At 69.7% G+C, this 17,391-nt stretch carries 20 protein-coding genes; 11 read left to right on the forward strand and 9 right to left on the reverse strand.

Annotated elements, in window-relative coordinates:
• Positions 1-14: 14 nt before the first annotated feature.
• Both JNB50_RS13670 and JNB50_RS13675 read right to left on the reverse strand, forming a co-directional pair.
• Positions 15-716, reverse strand: a complete 702-nt coding sequence (locus tag JNB50_RS13670) for a glutamine amidotransferase (RefSeq protein ID WP_208040681.1) — start codon at positions 714-716, stop codon at positions 15-17.
• A complete protein-coding gene (locus JNB50_RS13675; RefSeq protein WP_208040682.1) occupies positions 713-1,675 on the reverse strand; it encodes a cation diffusion facilitator family transporter in 963 nt (320 codons plus the stop codon). The genes JNB50_RS13670 and JNB50_RS13675 overlap by 4 nt, the downstream gene beginning before the upstream one ends.
• Positions 1,676-1,697: 22 nt before the next feature.
• Here JNB50_RS13675 and proC point away from each other — a divergent pair, with 22 nt between their 5' ends.
• Positions 1,698-2,558: a pyrroline-5-carboxylate reductase gene (proC, locus tag JNB50_RS13680; protein WP_208040683.1), complete on the forward strand. Its 861-nt coding sequence runs from the start codon at positions 1,698-1,700 to the stop codon at positions 2,556-2,558.
• A 72-nt stretch (positions 2,559-2,630) separates the two neighbouring features.
• On the opposite strand, the gene JNB50_RS13685 is transcribed toward proC, so the two are convergent.
• The 3 genes from JNB50_RS13685 to JNB50_RS13695 all read right to left on the reverse strand — a co-directional run bounded on the left by JNB50_RS13685 (position 2,631) and on the right by JNB50_RS13695 (position 5,772).
• On the reverse strand, positions 2,631-3,539 hold the full coding sequence (locus JNB50_RS13685) for a hypothetical protein (RefSeq protein ID WP_208040684.1): 909 nt from the start codon (positions 3,537-3,539) through the stop codon (positions 2,631-2,633).
• 132 nt (positions 3,540-3,671) lie between these two features.
• On the reverse strand, positions 3,672-4,343 hold the full coding sequence (locus tag JNB50_RS13690; protein ID WP_208040685.1) for a TrkA family potassium uptake protein: 672 nt from the start codon (positions 4,341-4,343) through the stop codon (positions 3,672-3,674).
• Positions 4,336-5,772, reverse strand: a complete 1,437-nt coding sequence (locus tag JNB50_RS13695) for a TrkH family potassium uptake protein (protein WP_208040686.1) — start codon at positions 5,770-5,772, stop codon at positions 4,336-4,338. Before JNB50_RS13695 ends, JNB50_RS13690 begins: the two co-directional genes overlap by 8 nt.
• A gap of 66 nt (positions 5,773-5,838) precedes the next feature.
• On the opposite strand from JNB50_RS13695, the gene JNB50_RS13700 reads away from it, so the two are divergent.
• The 5 genes from JNB50_RS13700 (at position 5,839) to JNB50_RS13720 (ending at position 7,362) form a co-directional block, all read left to right on the forward strand.
• On the forward strand, positions 5,839-6,255 hold the full coding sequence (locus JNB50_RS13700) for a helix-turn-helix transcriptional regulator (protein WP_208040687.1): 417 nt from the start codon (positions 5,839-5,841) through the stop codon (positions 6,253-6,255).
• Positions 6,256-6,333: 78 nt separating this feature from the next.
• Positions 6,334-6,564 (forward strand): helix-turn-helix domain-containing protein, encoded by a 231-nt coding sequence (locus JNB50_RS13705; RefSeq protein WP_208040688.1) that lies wholly within the window; start codon positions 6,334-6,336, stop codon positions 6,562-6,564.
• Positions 6,565-6,632: 68 nt separating this feature from the next.
• Positions 6,633-6,731: a 30S ribosomal protein bS22 gene (locus JNB50_RS13710; protein WP_003792170.1), complete on the forward strand. Its 99-nt coding sequence runs from the start codon at positions 6,633-6,635 to the stop codon at positions 6,729-6,731.
• A gap of 68 nt (positions 6,732-6,799) precedes the next feature.
• Positions 6,800-7,066 (forward strand): glutaredoxin family protein, encoded by a 267-nt coding sequence (locus JNB50_RS13715; RefSeq protein ID WP_208040689.1) that lies wholly within the window; start codon positions 6,800-6,802, stop codon positions 7,064-7,066.
• Positions 7,063-7,362, forward strand: coding sequence for a Dabb family protein (locus JNB50_RS13720; RefSeq protein WP_208040690.1), 300 nt, complete (start codon positions 7,063-7,065; stop codon positions 7,360-7,362). The genes JNB50_RS13715 and JNB50_RS13720 overlap by 4 nt, the downstream gene beginning before the upstream one ends.
• A 55-nt stretch (positions 7,363-7,417) precedes the next feature.
• Here JNB50_RS13720 and JNB50_RS13725 read toward each other — a convergent pair whose 3' ends face one another.
• The 3 genes from JNB50_RS13725 to JNB50_RS13735 all read right to left on the reverse strand — a co-directional run bounded on the left by JNB50_RS13725 (position 7,418) and on the right by JNB50_RS13735 (position 9,293).
• Positions 7,418-8,119 (reverse strand): GntR family transcriptional regulator, encoded by a 702-nt coding sequence (locus JNB50_RS13725; RefSeq protein WP_208040691.1) that lies wholly within the window; start codon positions 8,117-8,119, stop codon positions 7,418-7,420.
• Between the two features lies 1 nt (position 8,120).
• Positions 8,121-8,816, reverse strand: a complete 696-nt coding sequence (locus tag JNB50_RS13730) for a GntR family transcriptional regulator (RefSeq protein WP_208040692.1) — start codon at positions 8,814-8,816, stop codon at positions 8,121-8,123.
• 90 nt (positions 8,817-8,906) lie between these two features.
• Complete coding sequence (locus JNB50_RS13735) at positions 8,907-9,293, reverse strand: SHOCT domain-containing protein (protein WP_208040693.1); 387 nt, start codon at positions 9,291-9,293, stop codon at positions 8,907-8,909.
• A gap of 103 nt (positions 9,294-9,396) precedes the next feature.
• Here JNB50_RS13735 and JNB50_RS13740 point away from each other — a divergent pair, with 103 nt between their 5' ends.
• Both JNB50_RS13740 and JNB50_RS13745 read left to right on the forward strand, forming a co-directional pair.
• Complete coding sequence (locus JNB50_RS13740) at positions 9,397-11,319, forward strand: thioesterase domain-containing protein (RefSeq protein WP_208040694.1); 1,923 nt, start codon at positions 9,397-9,399, stop codon at positions 11,317-11,319.
• An 84-nt stretch (positions 11,320-11,403) separates the two neighbouring features.
• The gene (locus JNB50_RS13745) at positions 11,404-12,216 is read left to right on the forward strand and encodes a polyphosphate kinase 2 family protein (protein ID WP_208040751.1); all 813 of its coding nucleotides are present in this window, start codon (positions 11,404-11,406) and stop codon (positions 12,214-12,216) included.
• A gap of 21 nt (positions 12,217-12,237) precedes the next feature.
• On the opposite strand, the gene JNB50_RS13750 is transcribed toward JNB50_RS13745, so the two are convergent.
• Entirely contained in the window at positions 12,238-13,572 is a 1,335-nt protein-coding gene (locus JNB50_RS13750) for a chorismate-binding protein (RefSeq protein ID WP_307794720.1), read from the reverse strand.
• Positions 13,573-13,696: 124 nt separating this feature from the next.
• On the opposite strand from JNB50_RS13750, the gene JNB50_RS13755 reads away from it, so the two are divergent.
• From JNB50_RS13755 to JNB50_RS13765, 3 genes are read left to right on the forward strand one after another with little or no spacing between them, the layout of a single operon-like run.
• On the forward strand, positions 13,697-14,878 hold the full coding sequence (locus tag JNB50_RS13755; RefSeq protein ID WP_208040695.1) for a demethylmenaquinone methyltransferase: 1,182 nt from the start codon (positions 13,697-13,699) through the stop codon (positions 14,876-14,878).
• A 20-nt stretch (positions 14,879-14,898) separates the two neighbouring features.
• Entirely contained in the window at positions 14,899-15,957 is a 1,059-nt protein-coding gene (locus JNB50_RS13760) for a polyprenyl synthetase family protein (protein WP_208040753.1), read from the forward strand.
• A gap of 18 nt (positions 15,958-15,975) precedes the next feature.
• Positions 15,976-17,388, forward strand: a complete 1,413-nt coding sequence (locus JNB50_RS13765) for an FAD-dependent oxidoreductase (RefSeq protein WP_208040696.1) — start codon at positions 15,976-15,978, stop codon at positions 17,386-17,388.
• Positions 17,389-17,391: the final 3 nt, after the last annotated feature.

Raw genomic sequence — 17,391 nt, forward strand, 5'->3', positions numbered from 1 at the left:
CGCGTGGGGCGCGGTCAGGCCGGGAGGGCCTCCAGCCACTCCGAGAAGGCGGCGCGGGAGGCCTCCTGCATCCGGGCGGAGTAGAGCTCGCGGTCTTCGCGCAGCGCCTCCGGGTCGATCGCGTGTTCGTCCAGCTCGTTGTATCCGTCCGTGACCCACTGCTCGTGCATCTCATCGGTGACCTCGGGATGGAACTGCACCGCCAGCGCGAAGTCGCCGATCGCGAACGCCTCGTTGGAATAGTCGCTCGACGTCGCCAGCCGGGTGGCCCGCGCCGGCAGTTCGAACGTGTCGCCGTGCCACTCGACCACGGGCACTCCGGCGAAGTGCCGGATGGGCGAGGATGCACCGGCCTCCGTCGGCTCCACGCGCCGGTAACCGATCTGGGTGGTGTCGCCCTTGTAGACGCGCTCGCCGAGGGCGCCCGCCATCAGCTGAGCGCCCAGGCAGACGCCGAGCGTCGGCAGCTCGGCGTCGAGCCGCGAGCGCAGCAGCGTCCGCTCCGCGGCGAGAAACGGGAACTGCTCGGTCTGATACGCGCCCATCTCGCCGCCGAGCACGACGACGAGGTCGGCCTCCGCCGGGTCGATCGCTGTCACGTCTTCGGTGGTGACGTCCACGATGCGGAGGTCGTAGCCGTGCTCGGTGAGCACAGGGCCGATGTTGCCCAGGTGGATGGCGGGGTCGTGCTGCAGGATCAGGGCGGTGCGGGTCACTCGAGTCCTTTGATGACGATGGTGTCGGTGGCGGGATGCTGCTCGTTCGGGTCGACCCAGACATCCGGCTCGATGTAGATGACGCGCGCGACGGGGACGGCCTCCCGGATGCGGCTCTCGATGGTGTCGATCGCCGCTGCGACCTCCGCGAGCGGGAGGCTGCCGGCGATCGCGAGCTTGGCGCCGACGAGCAGTTCGTCTGGCCCGAGGCAGAGCGTGCGCATGTGGATGATGCGCTCGGCCTCGTCGCCCGCGAGGATCGCGCGCTCGATGGCCGCGACGTCGGCGTCGGACGCTCCCTCGCCGACCAGGAGGCTCTTGGTCTCGATGCCGAGGACGATCGCGACGGCGACCAGCAGCAGGCCGATCAGGACCGTGCCTACGCCGTCCCAGACGCCGTTGCCCGTGATGATCGTGAGCCCGACGCCGATGAGCGCGAAGACGAGGCCGGTGAGCGCGGCGACGTCCTCCAGCAGGACCACCGGCAGCTCCGGAGCCTTGGCGCGGCGGATGAACTGCGGCCACGACATCCCCTTGCGGAGCGGGTTGGACTCGTGCACGGCGGTGCGGAGCGAGAACGACTCCAGGCCGATCGCGATGAGCAGCACCAGCAGCGGCAGCCACCAGTTCTCCAGGGGATGGGGATGGGTGAGTTTCTCCACGCCCTCGTACAGCGAGAAGACGCCGCCGACCGAGAACAGGATGATCGAGACGACGAACGCGTAGACGTAGCGCTCACGGCCGTAGCCAAACGGGTGCTCCTTGTCGGCCTTCTTCTTCGCCTGGCGGCCGCCGAGCAGGAGGAGCAGCTGGTTGCCGGAGTCGGCGACCGAGTGCACGCCCTCCGCGAGCATCGAGGAGGAGCCGGAGAACGCCCAGGCGATGAACTTCGTGAGGGCGATGCCCAGGTTGGCGGCGAAGGCCGCGACGATCGCCCTGGTACCGCCTTCTGCGCTCATGACCTCATCCTAGGATGGCCCCATGACCGACACGCAGAACGTCACTCTGCCCACCATCGCGATGCTCGGCGCCGGCTCGATGGGCCGTGCCATCCTCTCCGGGCTGACCGCTCCCGGCGTGGAGGTGACCGGTGGGATCAGGGTGACCAACCGTTCGGCGGAGCGAGCCGCGGAGTTGTCCGGCATCCCCGGAGTCACCGCCTTCGCCATCGAGAAGGACGGTGCAGCGAACCGCCTCGCCGTCGACGGCGCCGCCATCGTCATCGTCGCGGTCAAGCCGGCGATGGTGCCCGACCTGCTGCGCGAGATCGCGTCGTCGCTGAACCCGGGGACCATCGTGGTCAGCGTGGCCGCCGGCGTCACCGTCGCGACGTTCGAGTCGCTGCTGCCGGAGAACATCGTCGTCGTGCGGTCGATGCCGAACACCCCTGCGGTGGTCGGCAAGGCCGTCACCGGGATCAGCCCCGGTGGCCGATCCGAGCCGGAAGACCTCCAGCTGGTCCGGTCGCTGTTCGAGACCGTGGGGGAGGTCGTGGAGGTTCCGGAGTCGCAGCTCGACGCGCTCAGCACGATCTCCGGCTCGGGCCCGGCGTACGTGTTCTTGCTGGTGGAGGCGCTGACCGCCGCCGCTGTCGAGAAGGGCTTCACCCCCGAGCAGGCGCGCACGCTGGTGAACGGCACGTTCCTCGGCGCCTCCGAACTGCTGGTCGCCTCCGGGGAGGACCCGGCCGAGCTCCGCCGCCGCGTCACCAGCCCGAAGGGCACCACCGAGCGCGCGATCGAGGTGCTCGCCGCCGCCGACCTCCCCGCCCTCTTCACCCGCGCGACCGACGCCGCCCTCGCCCGCGCCCGCGAACTAGCGGCCCCCACCCCCACCCCCTGACCTCAGCAATCGCTTCCTCACTTTCTCCCGCAAAACGCCGGGTTCGAGCGAGAGAAAGTGAGGAATGGATAGCTACTGGCCGGGGGACGCGCGGGCGTAGGCGCGGCGGACGATGAGTGGGGCACGCGGCGTGGGGCCGGCGAGGTCGTCGACCGTGAGGAAGACGACATCCCAGCCCGCGGCAGCTAGGCGTTCGCGGCGATAGATGTCCTCGCGGTAGGTGTCCGCGTTCGTCCGGTGGTGATCGCCCAGGTATTCGATCGCGAGCCGGCGATCGGGGTAGGCCAGATCGACCATGGCGATGCGTCGCCCCCGATCGTGAACGTGGTGATTCAGAGATGGCTCCGGCAGGCCTGCGCGCACCAGTTCCAGCCGCAGTCGCGACTCCTGCGGTGAGAGCGGGCCGTACCTCACGAGCTCGAAAGCCTCCCTGAGGCGACGCACGCCGGGCCGACGCCCGTGGTGTCGAATCGCTGACTCCAATTGGTCGCGCGTGTGAGACGGTGCAGTGCCGGAGTGCGGTTCGTCTCCGGTGATCAGCCAATCCCCGATGGCGACGAGGTCGTCGATCGGAAGGGTCCCCGACAACTGAGCCCAAGCGTCCTCGGCCGCGACAACCTGCATGCCGTCGAGCGTCACGATGCGGTGGCCGGCACCACGCAACTCGTGCCCGGTGACTCCTTCCATTCGCGGTGGCTTGAGGGGCGAGAACACGGCGACGTGCACGTCGCGCGATTGCACCGCCCACCGCAGCGGGAACCCGTGGAGGGCGGCCGCCGAGTGATGACTGAAGATGTGGCCGGGGCGACGCAGCGCCGCGTACGCACGGCAGCGCACCCGGTGATCCTCGATGTCGACATCGATGGTGCGGACCCCGCGAAAGCTCCGTTGTACGCCTGGCCCGTACAGCTGCCGACGGGACAAGCCCGCGTCACGCCCCTCGGCCACCGTGAATCCGCGTCGTTCAACCAGTCCACTCACCCGACAATCCTGAACGCCGCGCACCTCCCCTTCGCCGTTATCCACAGAGCAGCCATCCGTTCCTCACTTTCTCTCGCAACACGCCGCGGTCGGGCGAGAGAAAGTGAGGGAGCGATGGCTGCGTGCTGGCGGCTAGGCCTCGAGGGCGGCGAAGCGCTCGATGTCGGCGGAGGTGCCGGAGACGATGATGAGGTCGTGGTTGGAGACGACGGTGTCCGGGGTCGCGTAGGTGAACGGCTTGCCGGGGCTCTTCACGCCGACGACGGTGATGTTGTAGCGGCTGCGCACGCCCGACTCCGACAGGTTGACGCCGCGGATCGGCTTGGGCGGGTACATCTTCACCAGCGCGAAGTCGTCGTCGAACTCGATGAAGTCGAGCATCCTCCCCGACACCAGGTGTGCAACACGCTCGCCGGCCTCGGCCTCCGGATAGATGACATGGTTCGCCCCGATGCGCTCCAGGATCTTGCCGTGCGACTGCGAGATCGCCTTCGCCCAGATCTGCGGCACGTGGAGGTCGACCAGGTTCGCCGTGATGAGCACGCTGGCCTCGATCGACGACCCGACCGCGACCACCGCGATCGAGAAGTCCTCCGCTCCGATCTGCCGCAGCGTCTCGATCGAGCGCGCGTCCGCCTGCACGGTGTGCGTCACCCGGTCGGCCCACTTCTGCACGAGCCCGGCGTCCGTGTCGATCGCGAGGACCTCCCGGCCCAGCCGATCGAGCTGTCCGGCGGTCGCGGCACCGAAGCGGCCGAGGCCGATCACGAGCACGGGGGCGTTGTGCCTGATCCGGTCAACCAACGAGCGGCCTCTCCTCGGGGTTCTGGTAGAACTGCTTGCGCTGGCTCTGCGCGAGCGCCGCAGCGAGAGTCACTGTACCAACGCGGCCGCAGAACATCGTGGCGGCCATCACGTAGACCCCGGCGTCCGGCAGCTTCTCGGTGAGGCCGGTGGAGAGGCCGCAGGTGGCGAACGCCGAGATCACGTCGAACAGCACGTGGTCCAGCGGCGCCTTGGTGATCTGCAGGATGAGGATGCTCGCGACCGCCACGATCGTCGCGCCCCAGAGCGCAACCGCGACGGACAGCCGCAGCACGTCGATCGGGATGCGGCGCTTGAAGGCGTCCATCGACTCCACGCCGCGCGCCTCGGCGAACGCCGCGAGGAACAGCACGGCGAGCGTCGTCACCTTGATGCCGCCGGCGGTGGAAGCCGACCCTCCGCCGATGAACATCAGCATGTCGGTGACGAGCAGGCTCGACCCGTGCAGGTCCTGGATGGGGATCGTCGCGAAGCCTCCGGAGCGCGACATCGTCGAGAGGAAGAACGACTGGAAGACCGTGTGCCCGGCATCCAGCTGTCCGAACGTCTTGGGGTTGTCGTATTCGAGCACGATGTAGAGCACCGCCCCCGCCACCAGCAGGATGACCGAGGTCAGCAGGGTGAGCTTGATGTGGATGGACCAGCGCCTGCGTCGCTTGCGCAGATTGGAGGCGATGGCCAGGATGACCGGGAACCCGATCGCGCCGAGGAACACCCCGATCATGAGCGCGCCGAGGAACCAGTAGTCGTTCACGAACGGCGTGAGACCCTCGGTGTTCGGCGCGAACCCGGTGTTGGTGAAGGCCATCGCCGAGTAGTAGAGGCTCTCCCACAGCGAGCTGCCGACGTCCATCCCGGCGATCAGCATGCGCGGGAACAGCAGCAGCGCGATTCCACCCTCGATGACGACCATGCTGATCGCGACCGTGCGCAGGAGCTTGCCGACGTCGCCGAGCAGAACGGCCTGGCCCTCCGCGACGGGGCCGGCGTGGATGCGCTGCGGGTTGCTGTCGCTGGCGGCGATGAGCTTGGCGCGCAGCCCGAGGCGGCGTGAGATCACGAGGCCGAGGATGCTCGCCATGGTGAGCACTCCGACGGCGCCGACCTGCACGCCGATGTAGACGAGCAGGTGCCCGAACACCGACCAGTGGGTCGCCATGTCGACGGTCGAGAGGCCGGTCACGCAGATGACGGACACCGCGGTGAAGAGCGAGTCGGCCAGGCCGGTCCAGGTGCCGGAGGCGGAGGCGATCGGCAGCGAGAAGAGCAGCGTGAAGACCAGGATCAGCAGCGCGAAGACGAGGATCGCGAACCGCGAAGGGCTCCGCTGCGCGAACGCGTTGACCGCCGCGCGTGCGCGTCCTCCCGCGGCCGGGGACCCCCGCCGGGCCGCCTGCGTCGTGCGCATCGTCCGTTCCTCCCACCGACAGCTTCGGACATGGTACTCCGCCACCCGTGCGACTAGCCTGGTGCAATGGCCGACATCTTCGACGTGATCGCCGACCCGACTCGGCGCGACATCCTCAGAGTGCTGCTCGACCGCAACTCGGATGACTCGCGTCCCGCCGGTGAGATCTCGGTCTCGGAGATCGTGGCGACGCTCGAGCTCAGCCAGCCGACGGTCTCCAAGCACCTGAAGGTGCTGCGCGAAGCCTCCCTGGTCTCGGTGCGTGAGGAGGGCCAGCACCGCTACTACCGTCTCGACCCGGCCCCTCTGGAGGCCGTGGAGGACTGGGTGATCCCGTTCACCGCCTCCGACGTCGACTTGACGGCCTACTCGGTCGAGCTCGCCGACGAGACCCGCGAGTTCGCGAGCACGGTCGGCAAGGTGCTCGCCGACACCCGCCGCCGGGTCGAGCGGGTCACGCCGAAGATCTGGCGTAGAGACTGAACGGTCGAAGCGACTAGAGTTCCCTAGTTCGCCGTCGTCGCCACCCGAGTACGATGACGGGCAGGAGAGGGACACCGCATGGTTCACGAAGGGGGCTCGAACGCCCTACGGGATGTGCGCTTCCTGACGGTCGCCGAAGTGGCCGACATGATGCGCGTCTCCCGCATGACCGTCTACCGGCTCGTCCATGCGGGTGAGCTCCCGGCCATCCGTTTCGGCCGGTCGTTCCGCGTTCCGGAGTCGGCCGTCGCGCAGGCGCTGAAGACCGTCGCACCCCAGCTGGACGGCGGCGTCGCAGACTCGGCCTGAAGTCGGGTAGACTGGCTGCTTGTGTCGCCGCGTTTCCCGCGGCAAACCACCAACTTTGTGAGGTCTACGTGGGTTCCGTTATCAAGAAGCGTCGCAAGCGTATGGCGAAGAAGAAGCACCGCAAGCTTCTTCGCAAGACGCGCCACCAGCGTCGCAACAAGAAGTAGACCTCAGCGTCTGCTGCTCGAGCGCCGGTCCGCGAGGGTCGGCGCTTTTTGCCGTTAAGCTTGTCGACGTGTCATCCGTCACCGTCACGCTCATCGGCAAGCCCGGCTGTCACCTCTGCGACGACGCACGTGAGGCGATCCGCTCGGTGATCGCCGGCCTGCCGGACGATGGTCCCGTGGTGGAGGTCGAAGAGCGCAGCATCCTCGACGATCCGGAGCTCCACGAGCGGTATGTGGAGGACATCCCCGTCGTGCTGATCGACGGTCGGCAGCACACCTACTGGCGCGTCGATCCGTCACGCCTGCGCACCGCACTGCTGGAGGAGGAACGTTGACCCTGCGTCACGTGGTCATGTGGAAGCTCGCGACGACGGACGAAGCCGAGCGCGCCGAACAGGCGGCTCGGATCGCGGCCGGCTTGGAAGCTCTCCCCGCCGTCATCCCGGAGATCCTCCGCTTCGAGGTGGGCGTCAACTCGCTCCCGGTCAACGAGTTCGACGTCGTGCTGGTCAGCGACTTCGCCGACGAGGCGGCGCTGCAGCGCTACGTCGTGCACCCCGAGCACGAGAAGGTGGCGTCGTACATCCGCTCCGTCGTCTCGGGCCGCGCAGCGGTCGACGCCGAGGTCTGAACGCGAGCGTGCCCGGCGCCTGACGGCACCGGGCACGGTTCGAGAGGGCTGGCGGTCAGACGACCGGGCTCTCGTCGATCTCGTCGTCCGTGCGGCGGTAGTCCGCGAGGAACTGCGTGAGCGAGGACGCGTACAGGTCGCGCACGAGGTCGCCGGCCTTCGTGCCGTCGTGGGCCTTCGCGGCCTCGAGGATCTCGGCGATCCGGCCGGGCAGGTCGTCGGTGGCGAACGGCTGCTTCCACACCGCGATGTAGCGCAGGACCTGCGGGCTCAGGCCCTCGCTGAGCGAGAGGAGCACCGCGTTGTCGCTGTTGCGCTCGAACTCGAGGAAGAAGTCGTTCACCGCGCGGCCGAGGGCCGGGAGGCTGTTCGACTTCGCAGCCTTGCGGACCTCCTTGAGGGCCTTGTCCTGGCGACCGAGCGCTGCACTGTCGAGCGTGGGCACGGAGGTCCGCGCCGCGTACTCGTGCAGGAGTCCGGTCGTGTAGATGGCCTCGTCGATGGCGCGCAGGTCGATCGGAGCGACCCGGGTGTAGCGGTTGGGCGCCATCTCCACCAGGCCGATGTCGGCGAGCTTCATGAGGGCCTCGCGGATGGGCGTGCGGGAGACGCCCAGCCAGGCCGTGAGCTTCTCGTCGAGGAGGGTCTCACCCGGCTCGAGGGTGCCGTCGAGGATGCCTTCGTAGAGGCGGTTGTAGACGACGTCGCGCAGAAGCTGACGCTCGACCGGGGCGGAGTCTTTCACGGGAAGCGGCATCTCAGCGCCCCTCCTTCACAGTGGGTGCGGCTTTCGTGGCGAACTCGTCGACGACGGTGACGAGGCCCTTCGTCCAGAATTCGGCGACGGCCTTCGAAGCCTTGGCCCCGTTGCCCGCGATGGCGGCGTCGACCGCCGCCTTCGCGTGGGGTGCGCCCGCGATGAAGGCGTTGGAGGTCGGGGCTGCGATCAGCGCCCTGCGCACCTCGGGGAGGTGGCGGGTGAAGAGCTTGGCGACCGTCCGGTTGTCGAGGCGGCGGAGGAAGACGTTGATGAAGCCGTCGCTGAGGACGCGTTCGCGCACCAGGTCGGCCATCTCGGACCCGTCGCCGATCCGGTCCTTGAACGCGCGGAGCGCATCCTTGTCCTCGTCGGTCAGAAGGGGGGTGGCATCGCGCACGACGCCGGTCATGAGGCTGCCGACGGTGTCGATCAGGGCACGCAGTCGCTCCGGGTCGATCGGGGTGACCCTGGTGCGCTTCTGGGGCATGATCTCGACGAGGCCCATGGCGGCCAGCTGGTTGAGCGCTTCGCGGACCGGGGTGCGGGAGACCCCGACCCACTTCTCGATCTCCGCGTCGTAGAGTTGTTCGCCGGGGGTGAGGTCACCGTCGACGATGGCGTCGAGCAGACGAATGAAGACTTCGTCACGGATGAGCCGCCGGGGACTGACGGCTTCTGCAATGGGTACAGGCATACATGAATATTACATCCGCCCCCGTCGGATGCAAGACCATCGTGTCACGAGTTTGTTGTGGCGTGTCGCACACCGCACTCCGCTGGCGGATCAGAAGCGATTTCCCAGGGCCTTCGCCTTCAGGGCGTCGAACTCGTTCTTGCTGATCACGCCCTTGTCGAGCAAGTCCTGCGCCTGCTGGATGTCGGCGGCCGGAGTCGCGGACGGGGTCGGGTGCGTGTAGTAGTCGGTGTCCTCCGGAACGGTCTCCCGCTCCCTCGAGTTGCGCTCGGCCATGCCGCGACCGCGGGCGATCAGGTAGACGAGCGCCGTGAGCCAGGGCACGAAGATCAGGAAGATCACCCAGACGGCTTTCCACCATCCGTTGAGCTTCTCGTCGCGGAACAGGTCGACCAGAATCGTGAAAAGGACCATCAGGTAGGCGACGAAGGCGAAAGCCCAGAAGATCAGCCAGAAGAAGTTCCAGAATCCGTTCACGACGAGCTCCTCTCGAATGCGCACAACGTAGCGGGCCGGAGCCGAGCGTGGCTAGATGGCAGTGCGAAGCGATCGGGACGGAGGTCGCCGTTAGGCTGACCGCATGCTCAGCCAGCTGCCGCCCCGCCTCTGGCGGGGGAGGTCCGCCGGCGGCTGGGCGGCGCTGGTCGTCGGTCTCCTCGTCGGCGTCCCCGTCGCGCTCGCGGGCGGCCTCGTGCTGCTGGCGGCGGGTGTCGCGGCGGCGATCGTCGTCGCGCTCGCGAGCCTCCTCGTGTTCGCCGCCGAGTGGGTGTGGTACGCGCTCCAGCGCACGCGGGAGCAGCCGTATCCCTTCCCCGCGCCCGCGCCGCGCCGGAGGCGGGCGCGCCGCACGACGCTGAGCGGCCTGTACCTGTCGGCGGCCCCGCGGCTCACGGGCGGGTTCGCCCGGATCGCCGGCTGGCTTCTGGCGCCGCTCGCGCTCCTGATCGGCGTGGTGGGCATCGTGCTGCCGCGGTGGCGGGCGCGGCCGTATCTCGCGGTGTTCACGCTTCCGGCTCTGCTGCGCAAGACGGTGGCGCTGGGCCGCACGCGCGGACTGCTGCGCGACGGGCACGACGCGGTGCTGCTCCACTACGACGACCTCCTCCAGCAGCGGTTCCCGCTCCTGCACGACTTCCTGCGCTGGTGGAACGACCGGGACGCCGGCGAGGACTACACGCCGTCGCCTGGACTCGTCGACGTGCCGGCCGGCCTGCTCGGGCTGGAGCTCGGGCCGCGCCCCGACCCGCTCGGCATCCCGGGCCTCGCCGCCGGTGCGATGCGCCGTCGCTCGGTGCACACGCTCCGCGACCTCCTGCTCAGCCAGCGAGAGATCGACGACCTCTGCGACCCCGACCTCGACGATCGGATCGACACCGCCGTGATTCGCCTCGTCGAACGGGAGCACGAGGGCGTCCGGCACTGGATCGTGCAGTTCCCGAGCACGAAGTCGTGGCACCCGCGGCCCGGCGCCGCGCCGAACGACCTGACGGCCGACCTCGTGATCGGCGCGGAGCACGAGGCGACCATCACCCGCGCCGCGCTCGCGGCCATGCGGGAGGCCGGCATCGCGCCAGGGGAGCCCGTCGTGCTCGCGGGCTTCAGCCTCGGTGGGATGGTCGCCGCCCAGGTGGCCGCACGCGCGCGCGCCGCAGGATTCACTGTGACGCATCTCGTCGTCGCGGGCTCGCCGCTGGGGCGCCTGCCGATCCCGGCCGGCGTCCGCACGCTCGCGATCGAGCACGTGCTCGACCTCGTTCCGCGCATCGACGGCAGGGAGAACCCTGTCCGGCTCGACCTCGACGGCTCCGAAGTGCTCGTCACCGTCAAGGCGGGGCCCGCACTCTCCCCTGGCTTCCGGCTGGGCGCGTTGCACCAGGCGATCGCCTACGCGGACACGGCGGCCGCGATCGAGAACGAGCCGCCCGCCGACGCGGTGGCAGTGCTGCTCGCGGAGCTCCGACCGTTCTTCGGCGACGGGCAGACGGTGCACGATCGCTCGGCGTTGCGCGCCGGCGGCCTCCCCGCCCGTTCGGCGGTGCCGTTCTACCTTCACAGCACGGTGGAGGAGGGGATCACGAAGGAGGCCCTCCGCCAGACGCTGCGCCGGCTGGCCGGCGTGTACGCCGTCGACGTGTACCAGTCGCGCGGCGGTCTCGCCACGACGATCCTGTGGAGCGCGGACGCACTGGTTCGCACGCTCGACACCTGGCTCGCCGCGACCCGCCGGGTGGCGATCTACCGTGGCCTGCTGTCGCTGCTCGGGAGACGCCGGGCCGTCGGCATCCACCTGCGCCTCCAGGCGCGCGCGACGCCGGGGCTGGTCTGGGAAGCGACGCTGCAGCGGATGCCCGACGGCCGCTGGCGCGAGACGATCGACGTGACCGTCGACGACAGGGCGAGCGCGGCCGACGTGGCACAGCTGTTCCCGGACGGTGTGAAGACGCGGGTGGTGCTGCACCGGCCTGACGCGTTCGAGCCGGTGCTCGACGTCGCCGGTGTCTGAATGGGAAGCCGTACGATGGTGCGACCCGAGCGAGGAGGCGACGTGGGACGCGAGAAGTACTGGGCAGAGGATCCGGATCCGCTGATGCGTGTGGGCGAGGGTTTCCGCCTCGCCGATCAGGACACCGGGTCGACACCGGGCTTCTCCGGCGACAAGACGGACGGTGAGCAGGCTCTCGACGACGGGGCCGCGATCCTCGCCGACCTGCAGGAGCGCCTGTTCGCTGCGGGCATGCTGGGCGAGAGGCGCAGCGTGCTGCTGGTGCTGCAGGCGATGGACACGGCAGGCAAGGGCGGGATCGTCACGCACGTCGTCGGGCAGATGAACCTCGGCGGCGTGCGCTATGCGGGATTCAAGAACCCGACGCACGAGGAGCTCGCCCACGACTTCCTCTGGCGGATCTGGAAGCAGGTTCCCGGTGCGGGAGAGGTCGGCGTCTTCGACCGCTCGCACTACGAGGACGTGCTGATCGGCCGGGTGCGGAAGCTCGCGCCCGACGAGGAGATCGAGCGGCGGTACGACGCGATCAACGCGTTCGAGCGCGAACTCGCCGAGTCGGGCACGACCATCGTGAAGGTGATGCTGCACCTGAGCAAGGACCAGCAGAAGGAGCGCCTCGCCTCACGCCTCGACCGGCCGGACAAGCACTGGAAGTACAACCCGAGCGACGTCGACGAACGGCTGCGGTGGGACGACTACCAGGACGCGTACCAGATCGTGTTCGACCGCACCTCGACGTCGTACGCGCCGTGGTATGTCGTTCCGGCCGACCGCAAGTGGTACGCGCGGCTCGCCGTGCAGCACCTGCTCATCCATGCGCTGGAGGAGCTGGGTCTGGAGTGGCCGGCGCCGAACTACGACCTGGAGGCGGAGCGGGGGAGGCTCGCGGCCTCCTGAGCGCGGTGCGGCGGGCGCGTTTCAGCCGAACGCTTCGACGATCGGGCGGAACTTCATGGTGGTCTCCGCGTACTCCGCCGCGGGGTCGGAGTCGGCCACGATGCCCGCTCCCGCGTACGCGGTGAGGTCGCCGGTCTCGTCGAGTTGCGCACAGCGCAAGGCGATCGCCCACTCGCCGTCGCCGTCGCCGCCGACCCAGCCCACCGGGCCGGCGTAGCGCCCGCGGTCGAAGGGCTCCAGCTCCCGGATCAGCGCCACCGCCTCCCTGGTCGGGGTGCCGGCGACGGCAGCCGTCGGGTGCAGGGCGTCCGCCAGATCGAGCGAGCTCGCCCCGTCGCTCAGGGTGCCGGCGATGTCCGTCGCGAGGTGCCAGAGGTTCGGCAGCTTCAACGTGAACGGGAGGTCGCTCGCCGCGAGGTCGGCGCTGTGCGGTCGGAGCGCGTCGAGCACGCTCGCCACGGCGAACCGGTGCTCGTCCTGGTCTTTGACCGATGCGGCGAGGGCGGCGGCGGACTCGTGGTCGCTCGCGGCGTCGCGCCCGCGTGATCTCGTGCCAGCCAGGACGCGCGCGGTCACCGTGCCGTGGTGCACGCGCACGAGCGTCTCCGGCGACGAGCCGACGAGCCCGTCGACGGCGAACGTCCAGCAGTCCGGATACCCGAGTGCGAGCTCCACCAGCGCACGGCGCACGTCGGACTCGAGCGGGAGGTGGGCGGAGAGCTCGCGCGCCAGGACGACCTTCGACAGGTCGTGCTCGCGGATCTTCGAGACGGCGGTCGCGACCGCCGTCCGGTAGCCGTCCTCGTCCAACCCGGCCGGGAGCAGGCTCAGCCGGTACTCGTCGCCGAACGCGATGGGCCGGGGCAGGTCGTCGCTCGGGAGGAGCGGGTGTCCCGCCTGCGGCCCCGCGGCGTCCGATACGGCGCGACCGCCGTCCACGGCCGCGTCGTCGATGCCGTCCCGTCGCCGGATCCGCGTGATCCAGCTGCGACCGCCGCGGCGTCCGAGGACGACTTCGGGAACGATCAGCACGCTGGTGGCCGAGCTCTCGTCGTCGAACGCGAAGGTGCCGAACGCGACGAGGCCGGTTCCCGGCGTGCGCACGCCGTCGCTGACCGTCGCCGCCTGGACCGTGCTGCGCCACGCCGCAGAGGCCTGCCGGATGCGGTCCGGCCCGCGGAACTCGAGCCGCAACGCCTCCCCGATGCCGGCGATCCCCTCGCCCTTGCGGATCCACACGAGCGGTCGGCGGGAGTCGAGGAAGGGGACGAGATGCCGGACGTCGTCGAGGGGGGTCGTCTCGACCGAGAGCGCCGTCACGCCCGTCACCCGGCGGGTGGTCGAGGGTGCAGTCACCGCACCAGCCTACGCCCGGCGCGCTGGGCGCCGGATGCGCGTGGGCTGGACATCCACTTCGCGAACGGTGTAGCGCGCGCGGGCGTGGAATGCAGCGCATCACGCCGCAGCCTAAGCTGGTGGGGTGAGTAAGGCCGACCTCAGCAAGCAGCCCGCCCAGGTCGCCGCCATGTTCGATGAGGTGTCGACCCATTACGACCGGACCAACACCGTCCTCTCGATGGGCAATGCGACGCTCTGGCGAGTGGCGACGACGCGAGCCGTCGCGCCGCGCGCCGGCGAGACGATCCTCGACGTCGCGGCGGGCACCGGCACGTCGAGCGCATCGCTCGCGCGCAACGGAGCCAGTGTGGTGGCCGCCGACTTCTCGCAGGGGATGATCGAGGTCGGCAGGCAGCGTCAGGCGGCGAACCCGTTCATCAGCTTCGTGCAGGCCGATGCGACCGCGCTGCCGTTCGACGACGACACGTTCGACGCGGTGACGATCTCGTTCGGCCTTCGCAACATCGTCGACCCGCGCGCCGCGCTCGCCGAGTTCTACCGGGTCACCAAGCCGGGCGGCCGCGTGGTCGTCTGCGAGTTCTCCCGGCCGCCGCTGGCGCCCGTGCGTGCCGGATACGCGGCCTACCTGCGCTACGGCATGCCGGTGCTCGCCCGGGTGGCGAGCTCCAACCCCGCGGCATACGAGTACCTCATGGAGTCCATCGAGGCCTGGCCGAGCCAGCCGGCGCTCGCCGCGTGGATGCGGGACGCCGGCTTCGAGCAGGTGGCCTGGCGAAACCTGACCGCGGGTATCGTCGCGCTGCACCGCGGCTGGAAGCCGCTGAGCGCTCATGCGGCCACCCCGGCCGCGTCCGAGGCGGCCACTACCGAGGCGGCATCGGCCACCGTGCAGACTCCGGCAACGCCGACCGAGCCGGCGCCGCCGAAGCGCACCGTGTCGAACGCCGCCGGGGCGTCCGCTCGCTCGTCGAAGCCGGCCGGCGAGAGGCCTGCCGCCACGAAGTCGGTCGGCGGAAAGCCGGTGTCGAAGCCGGCCGGCGAGAAGCCCGCCGCCACGAAGTCGACCGGCGGAAAGCCGGTGTCGAAGCCCGCCGACCGCAAGCCGGCCTCCGCCAAGCCCGCGGCCGGCAAACCCGCGGCAGCCAAGAAACCCGCCGCAGCCAAACCCGCCGCAGGCAAGCCCGCGCCCGCAAAGCCCGCCGCGACGAAGTCGACGGGCGGGAAGCCCGCCGGCGCGACACGATCCACTCGCAGGCCCGGCTCCGAAGACTCATCGTCCGCCATCCCATCCGAGGGGGAGTAGTGCCACGAAGCGTTCCGGCTGTGCGGCGTCCCGCGTCGCTGACCAGCCAGCTCGGTCTCACCGAACGGATCTTCGTCCGCGGTGAGGACCGCCAGGTCGCCACGGCGGTGGACGACGGTCTCGCACTGGTCGAGGAGGCGCTCCACCGCGAGATGCGGTTCGCCGACAACCTCGCAGACGTCACCACCCGCTACCTGCTCGAAGCGGGAGGCAAGCGCGTCCGCCCCATGCTGACACTGCTGACCGCGCAGCTCGGCGACGGGAACACCCCCGGGGTGCTGCAGGCCGCCCAGGCCGTCGAGATCACCCACCTCGCGTCGCTCTACCACGACGACGTCATGGACGACTCGCAGATGCGTCGTGGCGTTCCGACCGCCCAGTTCGTCTGGGGCAACTCGGTCGCCGTCCTGACGGGGGACCTGCTGTTCGCGCGGGCCAGCAAGCTGGTCTCCGCGCTCGGCGAGCGCGCCATCCAGCTGCAGGCCGACACCTTCGAGCGGCTGTGCCTCGGCCAGCTCCACGAGACCATCGGCCCACAAGACGGCGAAGACCCTGTGGCCCACTACATCCGCGTGCTCCAGGACAAGACCGGGTCGCTGATCGCCGTGGCGGGCCAGATGGGCGTGGTCTTCTCGAACGCCGACCCCGCCTACGAGAAGCCCGTCGTCACGTTCGGCGAGAAGATCGGCGTCGCGTTCCAGCTGATCGACGACGTCATCGACCTGTCGTCGACGGGCGTCGCCGAGACCGGCAAGACCCCCGGAAACGACCTCCGGGCCGGTGTCGCCACCCTGCCCGTGCTGCGACTGCGCGAGCGCGCGGATGCGGACCCCGAAGCACGCGCACTGCTCGAACGGCTGGAGCGCGACGTGATCGGCACCGCCGAGGAGGGCGAGGTCAGCCCGGAGGCCACCGCGGCGATCGCGGCCCTGCGCGAGCACGAGGTGACCGCGCAGACCCTGGAGGAGGCGCACCGCTGGGCCAGGGAGGCCGTCGAGGCGCTCGCACCGCTGCCCGACGGCGCGGTCAAGAAGGCGCTCGTGCGATTCGCCGACACCATCGTCGAACGTTCGAGCTGACCCAGAAGGAATCAACGCATGACCAAACTGCGACTCGCGATCGTCGGCGCCGGCCCGGCCGGAATCTACGCTGCCGACATCCTGCTCAAGGCCGAGCGCGGCTTCGATGTCTCGATCGACCTGTTCGAGTCGCTGCCGGCGCCCTACGGGCTCGTCCGCTACGGGGTGGCCCCCGACCACCCGCGCATCAAGGGCATCATCACCGCCCTGCGCGAGGTGCTGGACCGCGGTGACATCCGGATCTTCGGCAACGTGACCTACGGTGTCGACATCACGCTCGACGATCTCAAGCGGCACTACAACGCGGTCATCTTCGCCACGGGAGCCGTGCACGACGCGGGGCTGGAGATCCCCGGCATCGACCTCGGCGGTTCCTACGGCGCCGCCGACTTCGTCAGCTGGTTCGACGGCCACCCCGACGTGCCCCGCACCTGGCCGCTGGAGGCGAAGTCGGTGGCGGTGATCGGCAACGGCAATGTGGCCCTCGACGTCTCGCGCATCCTGGCCAAGCACGCCGACGATCTGCTGCCGACGGAGATCCCCGACAACGTCTACGAGATCCTCAAGAGCTCGCCCGTGACCGACGTGCACGTGTTCGGTCGCCGCGGCCCGGCGCAGGTGAAGTTCACTCCGCTCGAGCTCCGGGAGCTCGGCGAACTGCGGGATGTCGACATGATCCTCTACGACGAGGACTTCGACTACGACGAGCACGCGAAGGCGGCGATCGCCAGCAATAAGCAGGTCATGGTGATCGACCGCGTGCTGCAGCAGTGGCGCCAGCGCGAGGTCGGCTCGGCCTCCCGCCGGCTGCACCTGCACTTCTACGCCAAGCCGCTGGAGGTGCTGCCGGACGAGAACGGTAACGTCCGCGCCATCCGGTACGAGCGCACCGAGTCCGACGGCGAGGGCGGGGTGCGCGGCACCGGGGAGATCCGCGAGCTCGAGGTCCAGGCGGTCTACCGGGCCGTCGGCTACTTCGGCTCGCCGCTGCCCGGCATCCCGTTCGACACGAAGCACGGCATCATCCCGAACCACGAGGGGCAGGTCCTGCGCACGGGGGACAACGAGCGGATGTACGGCGTGTATGCGACGGGGTGGATCAAGCGCGGGCCGGTCGGGCTCATCGGTCACACCAAGTCGGATGCGATGGAGACGATCAAACATGTGATCAACGATCAGGGCAACTGGTGGTCTCCCGCTGACCCTTCCGAGGAATCTGTGGAGAAGCTCCTCCGCGACCGGGGTGTGGAGTACACGAATCTCGACGGCTGGCACAACCTCGACGAGCACGAGCAGGCCCTCGGTGCGGAGCGCGGCCGCGCGCGCATCAAGGTCGTCCCCCGCGACGAGATGGTCCGCGTGTCGAACGGCGCAGCGGCGGACGCCGGCGCGGCGGAGATCGGCGCGGTGGAGGTCGGCGCGGCCGAGTAGGCC

Origin of the sequence: Leifsonia sp. TF02-11 (genome assembly GCF_017565305.1) — a bacterium.
Classification (GTDB): domain Bacteria; phylum Actinomycetota; class Actinomycetes; order Actinomycetales; family Microbacteriaceae; genus Leifsonia.

Excerpts from the sequence above, each read along its gene's own strand:
- JNB50_RS13745 (WP_208040751.1), top strand. The coding sequence starts at position 11,404 with ATGCGTGTGGGCGAGGGTTTCCGCCTCGCCGATCAGGACACCGGGTCG.
- proC (WP_208040683.1), top strand. The coding sequence starts at position 1,698 with ATGACCGACACGCAGAACGTCACTCTGCCCACCATCGCGATGCTCGGC.
- JNB50_RS13765 (WP_208040696.1), top strand. The coding sequence starts at position 15,976 with ATGACCAAACTGCGACTCGCGATCGTCGGCGCCGGCCCGGCCGGAATC.
- JNB50_RS13705 (WP_208040688.1), top strand. The coding sequence starts at position 6,334 with ATGGTTCACGAAGGGGGCTCGAACGCCCTACGGGATGTGCGCTTCCTG.
- JNB50_RS13730 (WP_208040692.1), bottom strand. The coding sequence starts at position 8,816 with ATGCCTGTACCCATTGCAGAAGCCGTCAGTCCCCGGCGGCTCATCCGT.
- JNB50_RS13700 (WP_208040687.1), top strand. The coding sequence starts at position 5,839 with ATGGCCGACATCTTCGACGTGATCGCCGACCCGACTCGGCGCGACATC.
- JNB50_RS13740 (WP_208040694.1), top strand. The coding sequence starts at position 9,397 with ATGCTCAGCCAGCTGCCGCCCCGCCTCTGGCGGGGGAGGTCCGCCGGC.
- JNB50_RS13725 (WP_208040691.1), bottom strand. The coding sequence starts at position 8,119 with ATGCCGCTTCCCGTGAAAGACTCCGCCCCGGTCGAGCGTCAGCTTCTG.
- JNB50_RS13675 (WP_208040682.1), bottom strand. The coding sequence starts at position 1,675 with ATGAGCGCAGAAGGCGGTACCAGGGCGATCGTCGCGGCCTTCGCCGCC.
- JNB50_RS13695 (WP_208040686.1), bottom strand. The coding sequence starts at position 5,772 with ATGCGCACGACGCAGGCGGCCCGGCGGGGGTCCCCGGCCGCGGGAGGA.